The organism is uncultured Thiodictyon sp., assembly GCF_903946935.1.
Lineage (GTDB): Bacteria > Pseudomonadota > Gammaproteobacteria > Chromatiales > Chromatiaceae > Thiodictyon.
This window is the reverse complement of record NZ_CAJAXH010000071.1, coordinates 15123-36549: the sequence shown is the minus strand read 5'-3', so window position 1 is coordinate 36549 and position 21427 is coordinate 15123. Positions and strand designations below refer to the sequence as shown.

At 65.8% G+C, this 21427-nt stretch carries 21 protein-coding genes and 1 pseudogene; 17 read left to right on the top strand and 5 right to left on the bottom strand.

The features are described from left to right. Window position 1: 1 nt before the first annotated feature. The 4 genes from QZX93_RS06225 to QZX93_RS06210 all read right to left on the bottom strand — a co-directional run bounded on the left by QZX93_RS06225 (window position 2) and on the right by QZX93_RS06210 (window position 2077). Window positions 2–376 carry a response regulator gene (locus QZX93_RS06225; protein WP_295393121.1) on the bottom strand — a complete coding sequence of 125 codons (375 nt, stop codon included), beginning with the start codon at window positions 374–376 and terminating at the stop codon, window positions 2–4. Window positions 377–656: 280 nt separating this feature from the next. Next, window positions 657–905 (bottom strand): YfhL family 4Fe-4S dicluster ferredoxin, encoded by a 249-nt coding sequence (locus QZX93_RS06220; protein WP_295393120.1) that lies wholly within the window; start codon window positions 903–905, stop codon window positions 657–659. Between the two features lie 168 nt (window positions 906–1073). After that, complete coding sequence (gene coaD / locus QZX93_RS06215; protein WP_295393119.1) at window positions 1074–1550, bottom strand: pantetheine-phosphate adenylyltransferase; 477 nt, start codon at window positions 1548–1550, stop codon at window positions 1074–1076. Window positions 1551–1669: 119 nt separating this feature from the next. Continuing rightward, on the bottom strand, window positions 1670–2077 hold the full coding sequence (locus tag QZX93_RS06210) for a hypothetical protein (RefSeq protein WP_295393118.1): 408 nt from the start codon (window positions 2075–2077) through the stop codon (window positions 1670–1672). A gap of 76 nt (window positions 2078–2153) precedes the next feature. On the opposite strand from QZX93_RS06210, the gene QZX93_RS06205 reads away from it, so the two are divergent. The 8 genes from QZX93_RS06205 to QZX93_RS06170 all read left to right on the top strand — a co-directional run bounded on the left by QZX93_RS06205 (window position 2154) and on the right by QZX93_RS06170 (window position 10930). Beyond that, complete coding sequence (locus QZX93_RS06205) at window positions 2154–3335, top strand: glycosyltransferase (RefSeq protein ID WP_295393117.1); 1182 nt, start codon at window positions 2154–2156, stop codon at window positions 3333–3335. A 114-nt stretch (window positions 3336–3449) separates the two neighbouring features. After that, window positions 3450–4193: a metallophosphoesterase gene (locus QZX93_RS06200; RefSeq protein WP_295393116.1), complete on the top strand. Its 744-nt coding sequence runs from the start codon at window positions 3450–3452 to the stop codon at window positions 4191–4193. Window positions 4194–4429: 236 nt separating this feature from the next. After that, window positions 4430–5728, top strand: a complete 1299-nt coding sequence (gene urtA, locus QZX93_RS06195) for an urea ABC transporter substrate-binding protein (protein WP_295393115.1) — start codon at window positions 4430–4432, stop codon at window positions 5726–5728. A gap of 122 nt (window positions 5729–5850) precedes the next feature. Next, the gene (urtB, locus tag QZX93_RS06190; protein ID WP_295393114.1) at window positions 5851–7467 is read left to right on the top strand and encodes an urea ABC transporter permease subunit UrtB; all 1617 of its coding nucleotides are present in this window, start codon (window positions 5851–5853) and stop codon (window positions 7465–7467) included. A gap of 72 nt (window positions 7468–7539) precedes the next feature. After that, window positions 7540–8625 carry an urea ABC transporter permease subunit UrtC gene (urtC, locus tag QZX93_RS06185; RefSeq protein ID WP_295393113.1) on the top strand — a complete coding sequence of 362 codons (1086 nt, stop codon included), beginning with the start codon at window positions 7540–7542 and terminating at the stop codon, window positions 8623–8625. Beyond that, on the top strand, window positions 8625–9434 hold the full coding sequence (gene urtD, locus QZX93_RS06180; RefSeq protein ID WP_295393112.1) for an urea ABC transporter ATP-binding protein UrtD: 810 nt from the start codon (window positions 8625–8627) through the stop codon (window positions 9432–9434). The genes urtC and urtD overlap by 1 nt, the downstream gene beginning before the upstream one ends. 4 nt (window positions 9435–9438) lie before the next feature. Continuing rightward, complete coding sequence (gene urtE / locus QZX93_RS06175) at window positions 9439–10134, top strand: urea ABC transporter ATP-binding subunit UrtE (protein WP_295393111.1); 696 nt, start codon at window positions 9439–9441, stop codon at window positions 10132–10134. 274 nt (window positions 10135–10408) lie between these two features. Next, complete coding sequence (locus QZX93_RS06170; protein WP_295393110.1) at window positions 10409–10930, top strand: ferritin; 522 nt, start codon at window positions 10409–10411, stop codon at window positions 10928–10930. A gap of 100 nt (window positions 10931–11030) precedes the next feature. Here QZX93_RS06170 and QZX93_RS06165 read toward each other — a convergent pair whose 3' ends face one another. Further along, window positions 11031–11597 (bottom strand): Uma2 family endonuclease, encoded by a 567-nt coding sequence (locus QZX93_RS06165; RefSeq protein ID WP_295393109.1) that lies wholly within the window; start codon window positions 11595–11597, stop codon window positions 11031–11033. A gap of 82 nt (window positions 11598–11679) precedes the next feature. Here QZX93_RS06165 and QZX93_RS06160 point away from each other — a divergent pair, with 82 nt between their 5' ends. The 9 genes and pseudogenes from QZX93_RS06160 (at window position 11680) to QZX93_RS06120 (ending at window position 21354) form a co-directional block, all read left to right on the top strand. Beyond that, window positions 11680–12537: an urease accessory protein UreD gene (locus QZX93_RS06160; RefSeq protein WP_295393108.1), complete on the top strand. Its 858-nt coding sequence runs from the start codon at window positions 11680–11682 to the stop codon at window positions 12535–12537. Between the two features lie 265 nt (window positions 12538–12802). Continuing rightward, complete coding sequence (gene ureA, locus QZX93_RS06155) at window positions 12803–13105, top strand: urease subunit gamma (RefSeq protein ID WP_295393107.1); 303 nt, start codon at window positions 12803–12805, stop codon at window positions 13103–13105. Between the two features lie 19 nt (window positions 13106–13124). Then, on the top strand, window positions 13125–13445 hold the full coding sequence (locus QZX93_RS06150; RefSeq protein WP_295393106.1) for an urease subunit beta: 321 nt from the start codon (window positions 13125–13127) through the stop codon (window positions 13443–13445). Beyond that, the gene (ureC, locus tag QZX93_RS06145) at window positions 13442–15145 is read left to right on the top strand and encodes an urease subunit alpha (protein ID WP_295393105.1); all 1704 of its coding nucleotides are present in this window, start codon (window positions 13442–13444) and stop codon (window positions 15143–15145) included. The genes QZX93_RS06150 and ureC overlap by 4 nt, the downstream gene beginning before the upstream one ends. Window positions 15146–15148: 3 nt before the next feature. Further along, window positions 15149–15592, top strand: a complete 444-nt coding sequence (ureE, locus tag QZX93_RS06140; RefSeq protein WP_295393104.1) for an urease accessory protein UreE — start codon at window positions 15149–15151, stop codon at window positions 15590–15592. Beyond that, window positions 15582–16256: an urease accessory UreF family protein gene (locus tag QZX93_RS06135; protein WP_295393103.1), complete on the top strand. Its 675-nt coding sequence runs from the start codon at window positions 15582–15584 to the stop codon at window positions 16254–16256. Before ureE ends, QZX93_RS06135 begins: the two co-directional genes overlap by 11 nt. A gap of 18 nt (window positions 16257–16274) precedes the next feature. Beyond that, window positions 16275–16910, top strand: coding sequence for an urease accessory protein UreG (gene ureG, locus QZX93_RS06130; protein ID WP_295393102.1), 636 nt, complete (start codon window positions 16275–16277; stop codon window positions 16908–16910). A 117-nt stretch (window positions 16911–17027) separates the two neighbouring features. Continuing rightward, window positions 17028–18215 (top strand): annotated as a pseudogene (locus QZX93_RS06125) (CHAT domain-containing protein); the annotation flags it as partial. A gap of 2062 nt (window positions 18216–20277) precedes the next feature. Next, a complete protein-coding gene (locus QZX93_RS06120; protein ID WP_295393101.1) occupies window positions 20278–21354 on the top strand; it encodes an AI-2E family transporter in 1077 nt (358 codons plus the stop codon). The last annotated feature ends 73 nt before the right edge of the window (window positions 21355–21427 follow it).

Below are 21427 nucleotides of genomic sequence, written 5' to 3'. Positions count from 1 at the left end.
ATTAGACGACGCGCCGAATGGCGTCGAGTAGAGCGCTCCCGGCGTCCGTTTTGCGGAAAAACCCCGCGCACCCGCCGGCCATCGCCTCCTCCCGCGCCCGGGGATCGTCGTGAGCGGTGATAAAGAACACCGGCGTCGCCACGCCCTCCGCCGCCAGTTGCCGTTGCAGGTCGAGCCCGGACATGCCGAGCAACTGCACGTCGAGCAACAGGCACGCAAACCACGGTTGCGGCAGATCCGCGCGAAAGTCTTCGGCGGACGCATAGGTGGTCGGCTGCATCCCGGCCGCGCGCAACAGCCGCGCGAGCGAGCGTCGAGCGCTCTCGTCATCTTCGACGATCGCGACGCGTACTTTGCTCAAGCTGTTCTTGGCCATGGTGCGACAGCGTAGCGATGACAGCGCGGTGGGGGTACTGCCCATTGGGGAAGCCGTGGTCTTTCGTCTGCTTCGCCGCGCCGCCCGCGGTGCGACCTCGCGCTCGACCGCTCGACCCACTGCCCGCTTCGCGACCTCCAACTCCCGTCACGCCTGCATCTAAACCGCGCCCAGCGCGGGATACGTAATTTCTATGATAAAAAAAAGGGCGCCCGGCGGCGCCCCTGGTGCGAGACGGGCGCGGCGCGGGTCCCGCCGCGGGAACCCGCCGCCCGCTGCCTCAGCCCGCGCTGATGCGCTCGAACTTCGCCTTTAACTGCTCCGGGGTCTCTTCGTGGGCCGGGTCCTTGATGATGCAGTCCACCGGGCAGACCTCCTGGCACTGGGAGGTCTCGTAGTGGCCCACGCACTCGGTGCAGAGGTCAGGGTTGATCACATAGGTCTCGTCGCCTTGGGAGATGGCGTCGTTCGGGCACTCGGGCTCGCACACGTCACAGTTGATGCATTCGTCGGTGATCAGCAAAGCCATGAGAAAACTCCTCTCGTTCGGAAGCACGCAAAGCGCTTGATGGTGGTTGGTTGGGTAGTGCAAAAAATAATCGGTGCCGACGCTGGCGCCCTGGCAGTGGGTCGCGCGGGACACTTCGCCGACATTGGGTGTTGCCGCGGGGTCCGGCCGCGCTCCGATCCGCAGATGTTATCCAAATCGTTCGCGTAATGCAGCCTGAACGCTGGGGGCGACGAAGGGCGAGACATCGCCCCGCAGCCGGGCGATCTCACGCACCAGTGAGGACGAGATATAAGAATACTGTTCCGCCGGGGTCAGAAACAGGGTCTCGATGTCTGGGGCCATGCGGCGGTTCATGCCGGCCAGTTGGAACTCATACTCGAAGTCCGAGACGGCCCGCAGGCCGCGCATGATCACCCCGACGTCCATCTGGCGGGCGAAGTTGACCAGCAGCCCGCTGAAGGAGACGACCTCCACACGCGGGTCGCCGCCCAAGACGTCGTTGACCAGGGCGAGCCGCTCTGCGGTCGTGAAGGTCGGGGCCTTGCCGGTGTCCGCCGCGACCGCCACCACGACCCGGTCGAAGAGCCGGGCGGCCCGCATGATCAGGTCGGCGTGACCGTTGGTGATGGGATCGAAGGTCCCAGGATAGACCACACTGCGCACGACTCGTCAACTCCGGATGGATGGCCGGTGCGCCTCCGGGGCCGCAACCGCAAACTGGGGCGCACGATAGCACAGGCGGGCACTCCGGCGCATGGGGTGCCGCCGGGTCAAGCGGACGATTACTTGGGGGCCTTGCCCTTGGTCCGGCTCAGTGAACGGACCAGATTCATGGTGGCACTAAAGAAGTCGTCGCTGGGGCGGGCCTGGCAGCGGGCGCGGATGCTGTTGAGCGCGGCGTCCAGCTCGGCGCCGCTCAGGACGTCGGTGGCGGTCGCCAGGTTGAGTCCGGTGACGAGCCCGGCGAGCCACTCGCGATAGCGCAGATACTCGTTGCCGCCGACCGCGCTCGGCGCCGTGTCGCCGGGGGCGGCGGCCAGAAAGTCGCGGCAGGGCTTGACGCCATAGCCCCAGATGGTCGGGCCGGCGGCGGCGGCGGCAGTGGTCAGGCCGAGGGCCAGGGCCAAGGCGGCGCGGCTGGCGCCGCAGACGGGTTGGGACTTGACTGGAGGGGGCGGCACAGGGGTCATGTCATCATTCCTTCAAGACGGGAGCGGGGGCAAGACGATACCATTAGAAGTTTACCCATGATCGGGGCGTCCCTCCATGCGCGTGTTGATGATCTCCGACGTGTATTTCCCGCGAGTAAACGGGGTTTCGACCTCAATCCAGACCTTTGCCCGCGAGTTTGTGGAGCAGGGGCACGCGGTGACCCTGATCGCGCCGGACTACGGACGCTGCGCGCCCGAGCCATTCGAGGTCCTGCGCATCCCCTCGCGGGCGCTACCCCTGGACCCGGAGGATCGCCTCCTGCGGGTGCGCGCCTTGCGCCGACACCGGCTGGACCTGGCGAGTCGGGGTTTCGATCTGGTGCATATTCATACCCCCTTCATCGCCCACTATAGCGGGGTCGCCCTGGCGCGGCGGCTCGGCGTGCCGACGGTGGAAAGCTACCACACCTTCTTCGAGCAATACCTGGACAAGTATGTCCCCCTCATCCCCCCCGCCTGGCTGCGTTTTGCCGCCCGGCGCTTCTCCGCCGCCCAATGCAACGACGTGGACGCACTGGTGGTCCCGTCCCAGGCAATGCTCTCGATCCTGCAACGCTACGGGGTAACCACCCGCTGCGCCGTCATCCCCACCGGGATCGAGCTGGATCAATTCGGCCGGGGGGATAGGGCCGCGTTCCGCGCCCGCCACGGCATTCCCTTGCAGCGCCCGGTGCTGGTGCATGTGGGCCGACTCGCCTTCGAGAAGAATGTCGACTTTCTGCTGCGGGTGCTGGCACGGGTCAAGCAGGCAATTCCGGATGTCCTCCTGGTGGTGGCGGGCGAGGGTCCGGCGCGGCGTGAACTCCAGGACCAGGCGCAGGCCTTGGGGCTCGCACAGAACACCCTGTTCGTCGGCTATCTGGATCGTAATGGTGAGCTGGAGGACTGTTATCGGGCGGGTGACGCCTTCATATTCGCCTCTAACACCGAGACTCAGGGGCTGGTGCTGCTGGAGGCCCTGGCGCTGGGGGTACCGGTGGTCTCCACCGCAGTGATGGGAACCGCTGAGGTGTTGGTGGAGGGGGCCGGCTGCCTGATTGCCCCGGAAGAGGAGCAGGCGTTCGCCGACCAGGCGGCGCTGCTGCTGGCGGACCCGCAGCGGCGCGCGACCCTGGGTCGGGCAGGTACGGCCTACGCCCAATCCTGGTCCGCGCCGGCGATGGCAGAGCGGTTGCTCGCGTTCTATGCGACCATCGTCGCGGGCCGCCGGCTAGCTGGCCCAGGGCGCACCTCCTAGTCTGGACCGCGAGGGGGTTTCCGCTCAGATCCCACCCCAACGGTCCGCAACCTGATGCAGTGAAACCCCGTGTCGCCTGTCGTACGTCTTGATCTTGCTTCGCATCCTGGCCGCGTGTTCGTACTTGGCGACCTCCACGGGATGGCCCATGCCTGCGAATCGCTCTTGGAGCGCGCCGGCTTTGACCCGGGGTGCGATCTGGTCTGGTCCTTGGGCGACCTGATCGACCGCGGGCCCTACTCTGAGCGGTGTCTCGCACTCCTGGAGCAACCCTGGTTCCGGGCCCTTCGCGGCAACCACGAGCAGCTCATGCTCGATGCAGTCGAGGACCGTGGGGCTTGGCTGCAATGGATCATCAACGGCGGCGACTGGTCCGCCGGTTATCCCTGGGACTCCCCCCAGGTGCGCGCCCAGCTCGCCGCCCTGCCGTGGGCCTGCCAACTGACCACCGGGGTGGGGCGGATCGGCCTGGTTCATGCGGACGTGACCCCGGGCTATGACTGGGCGCAATGGCTCGCGGCCCTGGAGGACGATCGGGGTCAGGCCCGCCAAATCGCCCTCTGGTCGCGCACGAGCGCCAACCAGGCGATCCATGGCTTGCCGGGACGGCAGGTGCCCGGGGTCGACCTGGTCCTGGTCGGTCATAACATCATGAGTCATTGCATTCGCTGGGGCGACTTCTGGTTCCTGGACTCGGGTGCCGTGGTCAGCGACGACCCCAGCGCGGCACTCTCCATGCTGGAGGTCCATCCCCGTCTCAAGCTCTGGTCCCTGTCGACCAATCACGACCCCGTGGCCGATCGCTGGTGGTCCGGGCAACTGGAGCGGATGTCGGCGGTATTGGCGCGGCGGTCGTAAGGCGCATTGCAGCACCCGAACCGAGCGGTCGCACCAAAACAGGGCGACTGCCGCTTGTCCGCCGGACCATTATTCCCGCGAGCCGCTGCGCCTCACCCCAGTATTCCCCCACGAGGGGGGTAGGGTGCAAGCAGATCAGCGGTGTACGCCGATTGGCCCAAGATTTGCTAATTGACTTGGTGCGGGTCCAATTTGCGGCCCCTGTCTTCATCGCCACAACCGGGGGAGTCACATCGATGCGGAAACGCGATTTTATCAAGCGGCTGGTGCTGGGCGCGGGCCTGGCCCTGGGGTTGTCGAGCCTGGTCCCGGCGCAGGCCGCGGATGACACGATCAAGGTCGGGGTGCTGCACTCGCTCTCCGGCACCATGGCCATCAGCGAGACCACGCTCAAGGATACGGTCCTGATGTTGGTCGACGAACAGAATAAGAAGGGCGGTCTGTTGGGTAAGCAACTGGAGGCGGTGGTGGTGGACCCGGCCTCCAACTGGCCGTTGTTCGCCGAGAAGGCCCGCGAGCTGCTGGAGAAGGACAAGGTGGCGGTGGTCTTCGGCTGTTGGACCTCGGTGTCGCGCAAATCGGTCCTGCCGGTCTTCGAGGAGTTGAACGGGCTGCTGTTCTACCCCGTTCAGTACGAGGGCGAGGAGTCCTCCAAGAATGTCTTCTACACCGGTGCGGCGCCCAATCAGCAGGCGATCCCGGCGGTGGACTATTTGATGAGCCAGGGGGTCAAGCGCTGGGTCCTGGCGGGCACCGACTATGTCTACCCGCGCACCACCAATAAGATCCTGGAGGCCTATCTCAAGCAGAAGGGGGTGGCCGCCAAGGACATCATGATCAACTACACGCCCTTCGGTCATTCCGACTGGCAGTCTATCGTCTCGGAGATCAAGAAGTTCGGCTCCGCCGGCAAGAAGACCGCGGTCGTCTCGACAATCAACGGCGACGCCAATGTCCCATTCTATAAGGAGCTGGGTAATCAGGGCGTGTCGGCCGAGAAGATCCCGGTGGTGGCCTTCTCGGTCGGTGAAGAGGAACTCTCCGGCATCGATACCAAGCCGCTGGTCGGGCACCTCGCCGCCTGGAACTATTTCATGAGTGTGGATACGCCGGAGAATGCCGCCTTCATCAAGCAGTGGCATGAGTTCATCAAGGACCCCAAGCGGGTCACCAACGATCCGATGGAGGCCCATATGATCGGCTTCGACCTGTGGGTGAAGGCGGTGGAGAAGGCCGGCAGCACCGATCCGGACAAGGTGGCGGCGGCGATCATCGGGCTGGAAACACCGAATCTGACGGGCGGGATCGCCAAGATGCTGCCCAATCACCACATCACCAAGCCGGTGCTGATCGGCGAGATTCAGGATGACGGTCAGTTCGCCGTGGTATGGCAGACCAAGGGCACCGTCCCCGGCGACGCCTGGTCCAATTACCTGCCGGGCTCCAAGGACCTGGAGGCCGACTGGACCGCACCGATCAACTGCGGCAACTACAACACCAAGACCAAGACCTGTCTGGGGACCAAGGCGAAGTAGGGCGATGGGGCTCGCGCTGCGCGTCCCGTCGCCAGAGCGGACGCGCAGCGCCCGCACGGCATTCCCACGCTGGAGCGTGGGAACGAGAAAGAGCCATTGCGTTTCCCGATTTAGGTCATGCCATGCCACGCAGTCACTGCCGAATCAGTCGGGCCATCACGGCCATAGCCCTCCTTGGTCTGCTCTGGCTGGGTGCGGCGGCCGCCGACACACTGGAAGACGCCTTGCCGGGGTTGGCCGACCGTGCCTTGCCGGTGAAGAAGCAGGCGGTGGCGGCCATTGTTGCGGCCGGTGAGGTGCGGGCCCTCCCGATCCTCGAGGGTCTGCTGGTAGGCGACCTCTATGCCAGGGAGGGCGATCCGCCCGTCGTCCTGGTGCGTTCAGCGGGGTCTGTTGTTCGGTCGATCCACCCCATCACCGGGGCGGACCTGGGAGAGGTCGACCGCGCCTCAATCAAAAAGATTACGCTGACCAACGCGCTGCGCACCGAGCTGCGCGGTGCCATCGCCGCACTAAGCCTGGGCAGTCCCGATCCGCAGGTGCGGCTGCATTCGGCGCGGGCGCTGATGCAGGACCCTAACCCGGCGGCGGTGGCGGCCCTGCGCGCCCGCCTGGGGCAGGAGCGGGACACGCGGGTGCGTGCAACGCTCGACCTGGCGATGGCGGTGGCAGACCTCCAGGTCGGCACCGCCGAGTCTCAACGCGCGGCCATCGCCCACCTGGACGGCAGCCTCTATCCCGAGGCGCGCAATGCATTGGCGACCCTGCTCGCGACCGACGCGCTCGACCCCGCGGTGGCGGTCGCCGCCCGTCAGGCGCTGGCCGGCATCGATGCGCGGGTAGCCTGGAACGCTCGGGCTGAGACCCTCTTCTTCGGCTTGAGCCTGGGGTCGGTCCTGGTCCTGGCGGCCATCGGGCTGGCCATCACCTTCGGCGTCATGGGTGTGATCAATATGGCCCATGGTGAATTGATGATGCTCGGGGCCTATACCACCTATCTGGTCCAGCAGGCGATGCCGGGGCTGCTCGATTATTCGCTGTTCATCGCCATCCCGGCCGCCTTCATCGTCGCCGGACTCTTCGGCGTCGCCATTGAGCGGACCGTCATCCGCTTCCTCTATGGTCGCCCGTTGGAGACGCTGCTGGCCACCTTCGGCATCAGTCTGATCCTCCAACAACTGGTCCGCACTACCGTGTCGGCGCAAAACGTGACGGTGGAGAATCCCTCCTGGATGAGCGGCTCCTGGCAACTCAACCCGGGGCTGGCCCTGACCTTCAACCGGCTCTATATCCTGGTGTTTGCCATGCTGGTCTTCCTGGCATTGCTGCTGATCCTCAAGCGCACCGCGCTGGGGCTCCAGGTGCGGGCGGTGTCGCAGAATCGGGCCATGGCCCGCGCCATGGGGGTGCGCTCCGCGCGGGTCGACGCCCTCACCTTTGGGCTCGGCGCCGGGATCGCAGGGGTTGCCGGGGTGGCCCTGTCACAGCTCACCAACGTGGGTCCCAACATGGGGCAGGCCTACATCATCGACTCCTTTATGGTAGTAGTCTTCGGCGGGGTGGGTAACCTGTGGGGAACCCTGATCGGCGGCACCGTGCTGGGGGTTGCCAATAAGTTCATGGAGCCCTGGGCCGGCGCCGTGCTGGCCAAGATCCTGGTGCTGGTCTTCATTATCCTGTTTATTCAGAAGCGACCCCGCGGGCTCTTCCCCCAACGCGGTCGGGCGGCGGAGGGGTGAACAGAATGATGGTCCGCAAATGAACGCGAATGAACGCAAATTCTTCATCCCAAGCGCTTCGAGTATACCGGCATGAGGATAGTCAAGGCATTGAGAGGCGATACGGGCGGTCAGGTCATGCTCGCCGTACTCTTGGCGGTGGGTATCCTGGTCCCCATCCTGAGCCTGGCGGTCCCGGCGGCGAGCCCCTGGCATGTCTCCACCTATACGGTGACACTGCTCGGCAAGTACCTCACCTATGCCTTGCTCGCGGTGGCCGTCGACTTGGTGTGGGGCTATCTGGGGATCCTGAGCCTGGGTCATGGGGCCTTCTTTGCCCTAGGCGGCTATGCGATGGGCATGTATCTGATGCGCCAGGTGGGGGATCGTGGGGTCTATGGCAATCCGACCCTGCCCGACTTTATGGTGTTTCTCAACTGGCCGGAGTTGCCCTGGTTCTGGCATGGCTTCGATCGGTTCTGGTTCGCCGCCCTGATGGCCATCCTGGTGCCCGGGGTCCTGGCCTACTGCTTTGGCTATCTCGCCTTCCGCTCGCGGGTTACCGGGGTCTATCTCTCGATCATCACCCAGGCACTCACCTATGCTTTGATGCTCGCCTTCTTTCGCAATGAGATGGGCTTCGGAGGCAATAATGGCCTGACCGATTTCAAGGATATCCTGGGTGTCAGCCTCCAGGCGGATGGCACCCGTGCCGGGCTCTTCATCGCCTCCGCCCTGGCCTTGGCACTGGGCTATCTGGCGAGCCGCTACATCGTCAGTTCACGCCTGGGACGGGTGGCGGTGGCCATTCGCGATGCCGAGTCGCGGACCCGCTTCATCGGTTACCGGGTGGAGCGGGCCAAGGCTGCCATCTTCACCTTCTCCGCCATGCTGGCGGGGGTGGCCGGGGCGCTCTATGTGCCGCAGGTGGGCATCATCAATCCCGGCGAATTCTCGCCATTGAACTCGATCGAGCTGGTCATCTGGGTTGCGGTCGGCGGGCGCGCCACGCTCTACGGGGCGGTGGCCGGGGCCTTGTTGGTGAATTATGGCAAGACCGTCTTCACCGGTATCTTTCCCGATGCCTGGCTGTTTGCGCTGGGCGGGCTGTTTGTGTTGGTCACGCTCTTTCTGCCACGTGGCATCGCGGGTCTGATGACCCTGCGGAGGGCCGGCTGATGGGCGGACAGGTGGAGCGTTGGCAATATCTCAATCCGGGCAAGACGCTGGCCGAGACCCTGGATATCTCGCACCAGACCCTGCTCTATGTGGAAGGGGTCACGGTCAGTTTCGATGGCTTTCGCGCCCTCAACGACCTGTCATTCTATGTCGACGTGGGCGAGTTGCGCTGTGTGATCGGACCCAATGGGGCCGGCAAGACCACCATGATGGACGTGGTAACCGGCAAGACCAAGCCGGATCGGGGCTTTGTCTTTTTCGGTCAGTCGATCAATCTGTTGGAATTGGACGAGCCGCGTATCGCCCAGGCCGGTATCGGCCGCAAGTTTCAGAAACCGACGGTCTTTGAGCAGCATCGGGTGATTGAGAACCTGGAGCTCGCCATGGCCGGCGACAAGCGGGTCTGGCCCACACTCTTCGCCCGACTCTCGGGCGAAGAGCGCGACCGTATCGACGAGGTATTGACCATCATCGGCCTCAACGAGCACGCCGGACGCCCAGCCGGCGCACTCTCCCACGGCCAGAAGCAGTGGCTGGAGATCGGCATGTTGTTGATGCAGGATCCGCTCCTGTTGCTGGTCGACGAACCGGTGGCCGGCATGACCCACCAGGAGATGGAGCGCACCGCGCAGTTGCTCCTGTCACTGGAGGGCAAGCACTCGGTGGTCGTTGTGGAGCACGACATGGACTTCGTGCGCTCCATCGCCAAGCGGGTGACGGTGCTGAATCAGGGGGCCGTGCTCGCCGAGGGCTCGATGGACGAGGTCCAGCATGACCCGCGGGTGGTCGAGGTCTATCTTGGTGAGTGACCCGATGCTGAACATCCAAGGGCTGAACCAGTTCTATGGCGAGAGTCACACCCTCTGGGACCTGGGTTTCGCGGTGCCGGCCGGTGAGTGTACCTGTGTCATGGGCCGCAACGGGGTGGGTAAGACCACCCTGATGGAGTGCATCATGGGGCTGCTGCCGGTGCGCTCCGGGGCGCTGCTCTACCAGGGGCAGGACCTGGCCCGGCTGCCGGCCGAGCGGCGCGCCGGCTTGGGTCTGGGCTATGTCCCTCAGGGCCGGCAGATCTTCCCGTTGCTGACGGTCGAGGAGAACCTGCGCATCGGGCTGCCGGCCAGACGGGATGGCCAGCGCCAGGTGCCGGCCTTCATCTACGAGCTCTTTCCGGTCCTCAAACAGATGCTCGGGCGCCGCGGCGGCGACCTCTCCGGCGGTCAGCAGCAGCAACTGGCGATCGGGCGCGCGCTGGTCATCGACCCCAAGTTACTGATCCTGGACGAGCCCACCGAGGGCATCCAGCCCAATATCGTGGCCGAGATCGGCGACATCATACGGCGTCTGATCGACGAGTTGGGTCTTACAGTGATCCTGGTGGAGCAGAAACTCCCGTTCGCCCGCCGCGTTGCCGACCGCTTTGTCATCCTCGACCGCGGCCGGCTGATGGCGAGCGGGGCGATGGCCGAGCTTGGCGACGATCTGGTGCGGCAGTATCTGAACGTCTAGCTTGAAAAGGCGGCACCCGAGGGCATCTTCATACGTGAAGGTTTAGACCTGGAAAGAGCGGTTGTCACGCCAAGGCGCCAAGCTCGCCAAGGTTTTCCAGTGCGTTATCTGTGCTGGGCGATTCACCCGGCGGTTGATCTGGATGCTGGGTCTACCCCATCTATATTTCTTGGCGGGCTTGGCGCCTTGGCGTGAGCAATTCCCGGATTTGGGTTGAATGTGGCACCCAGACCCGTTGCGTTATACACCACGATTTTTGAGCAGGACCACCCCGATGATTTCACAAGACATGGCCGCGCTGATCGGCGCACAGATCAATCGCGAGTTCTATTCAGCCTATTTTTATCTGGCGCTGTCGGCGCGGGCTGAAACCATGAACCTCAAGGGGACTGCCGCCTGGTTCATGGCCAAGCATGGCGAAGAGTTGACCCATGCCTTGAAAATGTACCGGTATCTCATCGATCAGAATGCCGCGGTCGTCCTGACGGGGGTCGCGGCACCGGAGACGGGGACTGACGGTGTGCTGCGTATCTTCGAGCGCACCCTCGAACACGAGCGCGCAGTGACCAGCGCCATCAATACCATACTGGATCATGCGCTGAGCGAGAAGGACCATGCGACCGCGATCTTTCTACAGTGGTTCGTCACCGAGCAGATCGAGGAGGAAGCGACGGTCAACGACATCATCGGTCGCCTGCGGCTCTTCGGCGACCAAGGCTATGGCCTGTTGATGATCGACAACGAACTCGCGGCATTGGCCAAGCAGGTGGGCACGACGACCGGCGCCGCGCCATGAGCAAGAAATCCGATAAATGCTGTAAGAAGTACAAAGAAGGCAAACGCTGCAAGGATTGCCCGAAAAAGCCCGGCTGACCAGCAAGGCACTTTGATCTGGTTTACTCCGACTCCCCGAAGAGGTAACCCAGGTCGATGTCAATCGAATCGAAGGGCGGGATACGCGCCCGATTCGGGGTCTCCGGCGGCCGATAGGCGACCGACCAACACAAGCGGTAGGCGTCGCCATCCAGTGCATAGACGATGAGGGTGCGGTCCTCCGGCGACAGAATCCAATAGTGTGGCACGGCGGCGCGCTGGAGCAGTAGCAGGTGATGGACGGTGTCCTTGCGCTCATGGCCCGGTGAGAGGATCTCACACACCCAGTCCGGGGACAGGGTCATGATACCGCTGGGGCGTTCCGGCACCCGCTCCTTGCGCCAGCCGGCAAGGTCGTGAGAGGGGCATTGATGCTCGCTGTAGCGGACGCTGATTTCGGTGACAATCCACCAGCCGCCCGGGCCGGATCGGCGCTTGAACACCTGGACCTCATCGTACACGGCCAGTTGGGCGAGTCCATGCTCGAAGCGTGCCATGGGGCGGTAGACGATCTCCCCGTCGATCAACTCGACGCGCTCGTCGTCCGCCTGGAACAGGTCATCGACTGTTTGCAGTTTCAGGGCTTCCATCGTCTGATCGCTCGCGGTGGCTGATTGGCTCGCCCATCTTACCCCAACGTCTCGCGCCATTCGCCAAGGAGATCCAGCGTCTTTGTCCAGCCTCCTTGACCCCGGCCAGACCGCAATCCCCACGGAAACCCCCGGCTGGCAAGCCAGCCTCGAGCTTGGCCTGGCCGAGCGCGGCGGTCGTACCGTCCTGGCCCACAAGCGCCAGTTCGGCCCGCTCACCGTCCAGCGCCCTTTCTACCCCGAGGGTGGCCCCTGTCACATCTATCTATTGCACCCGCCCGGTGGCGTGGTGGGTGGCGACCGGTTAGATGTTGCGGTTGACGTCGGGGAGGGCGCCCATACGCTGTTCACCACCCCGGGGGCCACCAAGTTCTATCGCAGCGCCGGTCCATGCGCACAGCTGACCCAGCGTCTGAGCGTGGCCGCGGGCGGGGTGCTGGAATGGTTCCCGCAGGAGAACATCCTGTTCCCGGGGGCGAACCTGCGGCTCAACACCCAGGTCGAACTGACGGCGGACGCGCGCTTTCTGGGCTGGGAGGTCCATAGCCTGGGGCGGCCGGCGGTGGGGGAGCGCTTCGAGAGCGGCTGTGCGGACCTGCGCCTGTCGCTGCGACGCGCGGGCGTCCCCTTGCTCCTGGAGCGGTTGTGGATCGGCGACGGGGTTGGGCTTGATGGACCCACCGGGCTTCGCGGCCATCCGGTCACCGGCACCCTGCTGGCTACCGGTGCCGCTGCGCCAGACCTGGCCGCCGTGCGCACCCAGGCGGTGCCGCCGACCGACCTGCTCTGGGGCGCGACCCTGGTGGGCGACCTGCTGATTGCCCGGTGTCTGGCCATTGGGACCGAGCCGGTCAATCGCCTTTTCACCCTGCTTTGGGGCATACTTCGGCCCAGACTGCTCGGGCGCCCGGCCTGCCCGCCACGCATCTGGTGTACCTGACGGATCGGGTGCCCGGGCCTGCTCGCTCGGAGCCCTTATGCTAGAAAGAATGTCTTGCCGCAAATGAACGCAAACGAACGCAAACGAACGCAAATGAATATAAGGTTATCCATAGTCTGTTGAAGCGACCCGTTCACTCGGCGGGCGAGCCACGCATTTTCATGGTCAATCAATAGTCCATGGTTTATTTTGCGTCGATTTGCGTTCATGTGCGGCTTAACTGCTTTTTTGTTTGCTAGCCACTGATTCCGTCCCGGAGGCGGCCATGGAACTCACCCCCAGAGAGAAAGACAAACTCCTGTTGTTCACCGCCGGCCTGGTCGCTGAACGGCGCAAGGCGCGCGGGGTCAAGCTCAACTACCCGGAGGCCGTGGCCTATATCAGTTGTGCCATCCTGGAGGGCGCCCGCGATGGCCGCTCGGTCGCCGCGTTGATGGATTATGGCCGGACCCTGCTCACGCGCGAGGACCTGATGGATGGCATCCCGGAGATGATCCACGAGGTCCAGGTGGAGGCCACTTTTCCGGACGGCACCAAGCTGGTGACGGTCCACGACCCCATCGTCTGATGGTTGCTGGAGACTCTACATGATTCCAGGCGAAATCCTCACCGCCCCCGGTGAGATCGAGCTCAATGCCGGGCGACCGGCGTTGACCGTGGCGGTCGCCAATACCGGCGACCGGCCCATCCAGGTCGGCTCGCATTATCATTTTTATGAGACCAATAGCGCGCTGCGCTTCGACCGGGAACCCACCCGTGGCCAGCGCCTCGACATCCCGGCCGGCACCGCAGTGCGATTCGAGCCGGGCCAGACCCGCACCGTCGACCTGGTACCCTATGCCGGAGACCGTCAGGTCTATGGCTTCAATGCCCGGATCATGGGCGCAGTGGACGGAGTGAAACCATGAGTCGCATCCCTCGCACCGCCTATGCCGCACTCTATGGTCCCACCACCGGCGACCGGGTCCGCCTGGGTGACTCTGAACTGATCATCCAGGTCGAGGCGGACCGCACCGTCTATGGCGATGAGGTCACCTTCGGCGGCGGCAAGGTGATTCGCGATGGGATGGGTCAATGCCAACGCCATGCCGCCGACGTGGCTGACCTGGTCATCACGAACGCATTGATACTGGACCACTGGGGCATCGTCAAGGCCGATGTCGGTATCAAGCATGGGCGCATTGCAGCCATCGGCAAGGCGGGCAATCCGGACACCCAGGCCGGGGTCGATATCCTGATTGGCCCGGCGACCGAGATCATTGCCGGTGAGGGTCAGATACTCACCGCCGGCGCGATCGACAGCCACATCCATTTTATCTGCCCCCAGCAGGTGGAGGACGCACTGATGTCGGGGGTGACGACCATGATCGGCGGCGGCACCGGTCCGGCCACCGGCACCAATGCCACCACCTGTACCCCGGGGCCCTGGAATATCCACCGGATGTTGCAGGCGGCCGAGGGCTTGCCGGTCAATCTGGGCTTCCTGGGCAAGGGTAACGGCAGCCAGCCGTGCCCCCTGGAGGAGCAGCTACGCGCCGGGGCCATGGGGCTCAAACTCCATGAGGACTGGGGTACCACCCCGGCGGCCATCGATTGCTGCCTGGGGGTGGCGGATCGCTATGACGTACAGGTCGCCATCCATACCGACACCCTGAATGAGTCCGGGTTTGTAGAGGACACGATTGCCGCCTTCAAGGACCGCACCATCCATACCTATCATACCGAGGGTGCCGGCGGCGGCCATGCCCCGGATATCATCAAGGCGGCCGGGCTGCCCAATGTGCTGCCCTCATCGACCAATCCCACCCGACCCTATACGGTGAATACTGTGGATGAGCATCTCGACATGCTGATGGTCTGCCATCACCTGTCGCCGTCCATCCCGGAGGACGTGGCCTTTGCCGAGTCGCGTATCCGACGCGAGACTATCGCCGCGGAGGACATACTGCACGACCTGGGCGCCTTCAGCATGATCTCGTCGGACTCCCAGGCGATGGGCCGGGTGGGCGAGTCGATCACCCGCACCTGGCAGACCGCCCACAAGATGAAGGTGCAGCGCGGCGCGCTGGCCGGCGACCCGGCGACGCATGACAATGCGCGGGCCAAGCGCTATGTGGCCAAGTACACCATCAATCCGGCCATCGCCCATGGCGTTGCGCATGAGGTGGGATCGGTGGCGGTGGGTAAGCTCGCCGACCTGGTGTTGTGGCGTCCCGCCTTCTTTGCCACCAAGCCGAGCCTGATCGTCAAGGGTGGGCTGATTGCCGCCGCCCCCATGGGCGACCCCAATGCCTCCATTCCGACGCCTCAGCCGGTCCATTATCGCCCCATGTTCGGCGCCTTCGGCAGGGCGCTCCAGGCCACGTGCATGACCTTCCTCTCGGGTTGGGCCGCCGACGCCGATGTCGCCCGCGAATTGGGGCTGCGGCGCCTGATCGGCACCGTGCGAGGGACCCGTACACTGCGCAAGTCCGACATGATCCACAACGACTGGCAACCCGCCATCGAGGTCGACCCCCAGACCTACCAGGTCCGCGCCGACGGCCAGTTACTCACCTGCGAACCAGCGGCGGTGCTGCCCTTTGCGCAGCGGTATTTTCTTTTCTGAGCCATGATCCAATTCACCCGCAAGACCGACTCAGCGCCCGCCGGCGCCCCCAGGGTCACACTCACCCTCGACCAACGCCGGCGCAGCCGGCTGGTGGTGGTATTGGACGACGGACGGGAGGCGGGCATCCGGCTGCCGCGGGGCACCACCCTGCGCGATGGCGACTGCCTGGCGAGCGAGGACGGTCAGTCGGTGCTGGTTCGAGCCGCGCCGGAGTGCCTCTCCCGGGTGGAGTGCGGTGACGCACTGGCGCTGGCGCGCGCCTGTTATCACCTGGGCAATCGCCATGTGGCCCTCCAGATCGAGCCGGGGCGGCTCTCCTATCTGCACGACCATGTGCTCGACGACCTGGTGCTGGGTCTGGGACTACCAGTCCGGGTCGACGACGGCCCCTTCGAGCCGGAACCCGGCGCCTACGGTGGCCAGGGCCACGGGCATGACCACTGACCTGCCACTGTTGCGGCTGCTGCAACTGGCAAGCCCATCCTTGCCGGTCGGCGGCTTCACCTATTCGCAGGGCATCGAGTGGGCGGTGGATGCCGGTTGGCTGCGCACCGCGGCGGACCTGGAGGCCTGGGTCGGCGACCAACTGGGCGCCGCACTGGCGCGGGTCGACCTGCCGCTGCTGGTGCGGATGCAGGCCGCGGCCGGGGCGCTGGACCCGGCGGCCATGGCCAGCCTGATCGACCGCCTGATCGCCAGTCGCGAGACCGCCGAATTGCGCCTAGAGGAGGCCAACCGCGGGCGCGCACTGGCGGACCTGCTGATTGCCTGGGACCTGCCCGGGGCACGCGACTGGCGGGGATTGCTGGGCCGAAGCGGCACGGCAGGGCTCGCCTTTGCGGCGTCCGCCTGGCAGATCGAACCGCGGAGTGTCGCCGCCGGCTATGCCTGGTCCTGGATCGAGACCCTGGTGCTGGCGGGTGTCAAGTGTGTCCCACTGGGTCAGACCCAGGGTCAACAGGCGCTGGCGCGACTCGCGGCCCTGATCCCGGGCACGGTGGCGGCGGCGCTGGCCCTGCCCGATGAAGACATCGGCGCCTCCTGCGCGGCGCTGGCCATTGCCAGCAGCGCCCACGAGACCCAATACACGCGCCTGTTCAGATCCTGAAACCAAGACGAGGTTCCTATGCCCGATTCAACCCCCCTGCGCGTCGGCGTCGGCGGACCCGTGGGGTCCGGCAAGACGGCGCTGCTCGATGCGCTCTGCAAGCACCTGCGCGACCGCTATGAGATCGCGGTGGTCACCAATGACATCTATACCCGGGAGGACGCCGAGTTCCTGATTCGCTCCCAGGCCCTGGCGGCGGAGCGCATCATTGGGGTGGAGACCGGCGGCTGTCCCCATACCGCCATTCGCGAGGACGCCAGTATGAACCTGGCGGCGGTGGAGGACCTGCAGGCGCGCTTCCCGGACCTGGATCTCATCTTTATCGAGAGCGGCGGTGACAACCTGGCCGCCACCTTCAGCCCCGAGTTGGCCGATCTCACACTCTATGTCATTGACGTGGCCGGGGGCGAGAAGATCCCGCGCAAGGGCGGCCCCGGTATCACGCGCTCGGACCTGTTGGTGATCAACAAAATCGACCTGGCGCCCGCGGTGGGCGCGTCATTGGCGGTGATGGACCGCGATGCCCGGCGGATGCGCGGCGAGCGTCCATTCTTCTTCACCAATCTGCGGGTGGGGCAGGGGGTGGAAGAGATCGCCGCCTTTATCGTGCAACAGGGGATGTTGGCGCCGAGCGCGGCCCACGGCAGCCCGTAGGGTCCGCTGCGCGGACCGCTCGCCGCCGCGACGCGCGGCCATCGTGCCCCTTGCCGCCTTCCGGTAGAATGCCCAGCGTGATCGAATCGAAACCCCCAGAGGATCAGGAGTGAGAGGATGTCCGCCACCCTGCGCATTCGCCAACGGCCGCCGGTCGACGGCCGGTTTCCGATTCAATTGCGCCTGCTGCGCCCCGATCAGCCGGAGATCGAGGCCGAGGCGACCATCGCCTTTGCCTTCACCGACCAGGAGCAGGCGGAACTGCGCTGGTATCTGGAGGACTATCTCCAGCACGCCGCAGCGACCGAGGCCGTCCAGGTCGAGCAGATCGAACACCTGATGAAGGCCAAGGGCGAGGCGCTTTATGACCTGGTCCTCGCCGCCAACCGCAACACCCAGGCCATCTGGTTTGCCATCCGTGACCAGCTCGAGGACCTGCGCATCGAGATCAGCACCGGCATCGCCCAGGCCGCCAGCATCCCCTGGGAGCTGATGCGCGACCCGGAGTCCGATTCGGCCATCGCGCTGCGGGTGCGCGCCTTCGTCCGCGTCCAGTCCGACCCCAACATCGGCTTCGTCCCGGTGCCGCCGGTGGACGACGGCCGCATCCGGCTGCTCTATGTGGTCTGCCGCCCCAACGGTACCGACGACGTGGGCCTGCGCGCGGTGGCCAACCGCCTGCTGCAAGGCCTGGGCGACAACCGCCAGCGCGTCGCCATCACGGCGCTCCGCCCGCCGACCTATGAGCAACTCCAGCAGGTGCTGACCGACGCCAAGGAGGCCGGCCGCCCCTTCCACTGCGTCCACTTCGACGGGCACGGCGTCTATGCCGATCAGGCCCTGCTGACCGAGCTGGGCCTGGCTGACCTTTCAGCCCTCACGCTCGGCGCCAACGGCACCGGCAAGCACGGCTATCTGCTCTTCGAGCACCCGACGGCCAAGCGCAAGATGCGCCCGGTCCCGGGTGCCGCACTCGGCCAACTGCTGCACGACACCGGCGTCCCGGTCCTGGTACTCAACGCCTGCCAGTCCGCCATGCACGAGGCGACCGAAAGCCCCACCGATACGGCCACCGTCCACGATGAGGTCCGCGCCATCGGCTCGCTCGCCCAAGCCGTGGTCGACCAGGGTATCCCCGCCGTACTCGGCATGCGCTACAGCGTCTTTGTCGTCACCGCCGCCCAGTATGTCGGCGAGCTCTATGCTGCGCTCGCCAAGGGCCGCGGCTTCGGCCAGGCGGCGAGCGAGGCGCGCAAGCACCTGCACCGCAACCCCGAGCGCTGGGTCGGGCTGCAACCGCGCCCGCTGCAAGACTGGTTCGTCCCGGTGGTCTACGAGGCGCTCGACCGCCCGCTGCTCCCGGCCGACCAGCCGCTGGCCCTTGGCGAGCACCCGGAACTCGACCCGGTCCAGCGCAACCCGGACCTGCTGCGCTATGTCCCGGACCAGGGCTTCATCGGCCGGGACGAGACCCTGCTGCTGCTCGACCGTGCCTTCGACTCGGCGAAAGTTGTGCTGCTGCACGCCTATGCCGGCCAGGGCAAGACCAGCACCGCGGTCGAGTTCGCCCGCTGGTACGCCCAGACCGGCGGGCTGGGCGATGCGCAGCTGGTCCTCCTGACCTCCTTTGAGACCCACACCGATCTCACCGACGCGCTCAACCAGCTCGGTCGCCACGTCGCCCCACTGTTGCAGGCCAACGGCATCGAGTGGCACGCCGTCAACGACCCCGACCAGCGCCGCCGCTTGATCCTGCAAGTGCTGCGGCAGGTCCCGGTGCTCTGGGTCTGGGACAACCTGGAACAGGTCGCCGGCTTCCCCGCCGGCACCGAGTCCGCCTGGACTGACGCCGAGCAGGCCGAGCTCGCCGCCTTCCTCAAGCAGGTCGCGCTGGACCCGGCGACCAAGGCCCGGCTGCTCCTGACCTCCCGACGCGACGAGCAGGGCTGGCTCGGCGGCATCCCGCGGCGCATCCCCATGCCGCGCATGACCGGCCCGGACGCCGCCGCCCTGACCCTGACGCTCGGCCAGGACCGGGGACTCAACCGCGCCGAGCTGGCCGACTGGCAGCCGCTGCTGGACTACTGCGCCGGCAACCCGCTGACGCTGCGGGTCCTCATCGGCCAGGCGATCCGCCAGGGGCTGCGCGGTCGGGGGCCGATCGCCGTGTTCATCCAGGCCATCCGCGACGGCGAGCAGCGCATCCAGGACGCCGACGCGGCCCAGGGCCGCGACCGCTCGCTGGGGGCCTCGCTGGACTATGGCTTTCGGCATGCCTTCACGGCGGAGGAACTTCCGGTCATCGCGCTGCTGCATTTGTTTCAGGGGGTGGTGGATGTTCGCGCACTGCGCATGATGGGCGAAGGCGACCACGCCCTGCCGGAACTGCAAGGCCAGGACGAGGCCCGCCTCACCGGCCTCTTGAGCCGCGCCGCCGAGACCGGCCTGCTGACCCCGCTGGGCGGCACCTGGTACGGCATCCACCCGGCCCTGCCCTGGTTCCTGCGGCAGGTCTTCGGGCGGCACTATGACGGTGAGGGCGGGCGCTCCGGCACCGAGGCCGCCCAGCGCGCCTGGGTCGACGCGGTTGGGGCCTTGGGCGATTACTACCATAGGCAGCACAACGAAGGTAACCGGGAGGTGATCAAGCCCCTGGCACTTGAGGAGTCCAACCTGCTGCACGCCCGCTGGCTGGCCCGGCGGCTGGGCTGGTGGTCGCCGGTCACCTCCGCCATGCAGGGGTTGTGGGCGCTCTATGGCTACCAGGGACGAGGGGTGCTGCTCTGCCACGCCCAGGGCGGCGGAGGCGCAGTATCGGCAGGCGTTGTACCTCTGCCCGGCCGACGCCATCACAGACCTCGGGCCGATGCACCAAACGTTGGGCGTCTTATATGCGGCAGTCGGCCAGACCGAGCCCGCCCGCGGCCACTGCGAGCAGGCCGCTCACCTGTTCGAGCAGACCGGCAACCGCTACAACGCCGGGAAGACGCGCGGCAACCTGTCCCTCCTGTATCTCAACGCCTCCGAACACGAACAATCCCAACCCCGCCGCCGCGACCTGCTGCGCCGCGCCCAGGCCTACGCCCAGGCCGCCCTGCGCGACTACCGCCACTACCAGGGCCGCGCCGCCGCCGACGAGGCCCGCACGCAGCAACTCATCGACACCATCGCCCAGGCACTGGCCGCCGTGTAAGCCCCCGCGTCCCCACGCGCAACCCCCTCGTCCCCACGCGCCGCGTGGGGATGCCGCCGCACCGCGGCGCTGTGCGCCGTCGCCGACAAATGTCGGCGTTCCCATGCGCGGCGCGCGTCGCCGGGCTAAACTGGGCGCCCCTGACATGCACTGACACCACGAGGATGCAACGCCATGGCGCCAGAGACCCCAGCCGACCGACAGTTTATGGACCGGGCGATCGAGACCTTCATCCGCCTCGCCCTGATCGCGATGTTGGCGGCCTGGTGCTTCGATATTGTGCGACCCTTCATCGTCCCCTCCCTGTGGGGCATGATCATCGCCATCGGGCTGCACCCGCTCCACGGGCGGCTACTCGACCTCTTGGGCGCCCGGCCCGGGCTGGCCGCCACCCTGCTGTCCTTGCTGGCGTTCGCGACCCTGATGGTGCCGGCGGTGCTCCTCAGCGGATCGGTGGTGGATGGCATCCACGCGCTGATGCGTGACTATGGCGAGGGCGAGCTCCAGGTGCCGCTGCCGCCGGATTGGGTGGCGGGCCTGCCCGTGGTGGGCGGAACCGTCGACAGCTTCTGGCGCGAGGCCTCGCACAATCTGGTGGACTCCATGCGTCGGGCCTTGCCTGAGATCAAGATGGTCCTACATTGGCTGGGCCGGATGGCGGCCGGGGCGGGGATGGGCATCGTGCAATTCATCTTTGCCATCGCCATCGCCGGTGTGATGCTGGCCCACGAGGGCGCCGCGCGGCGGGCCACCCAGACCATCGCCCATCGGCTGGCCGGGGAGCGGGGGGTGGAGTTTGCCGCGCTCGCCACCGCCACCGTGCGTAGTGTCACCCGCGGCATCCTGGGCGTGGCACTCATCCAGTCGCTCCTGGCGGGTCTTGGCTGGCTGGCAGTCGGGGTCCCGCTCGCGGGGGTCTGGGCGCTGTTGGCCTTGCTGTTGAGTGTGGTGCAGATCGGGATACTTCCGGTGGCCCTGCCGATCCTGGTTTATGTCTTTTTCCATACGAGCACCCTGACCTTTGTGGCCTTCCTGGTCTGGACCGTCTTTGTCGGCACCATCGACAACATCCTCAAGCCCATCCTGCTCGGGCGCGGGGTGGAGGTGCCGATGGCAGTGATCTTTGTCGGGGCTATCGGCGGGTTCCTCAGCGGCGGCATCATCGGACTCTTTGTCGGTGCCGTGGTGCTGGTGCTGGGATACAAACTGTTCCTGGCCTGGTTGGATGAACGCCCGGAGCCGGTGGCCTGACATGAACTGTTCGTCCGCAAATAAACGCAAATGAACGCAAATGAAAGGCAATAACTATTCAGTTGGACCAGGC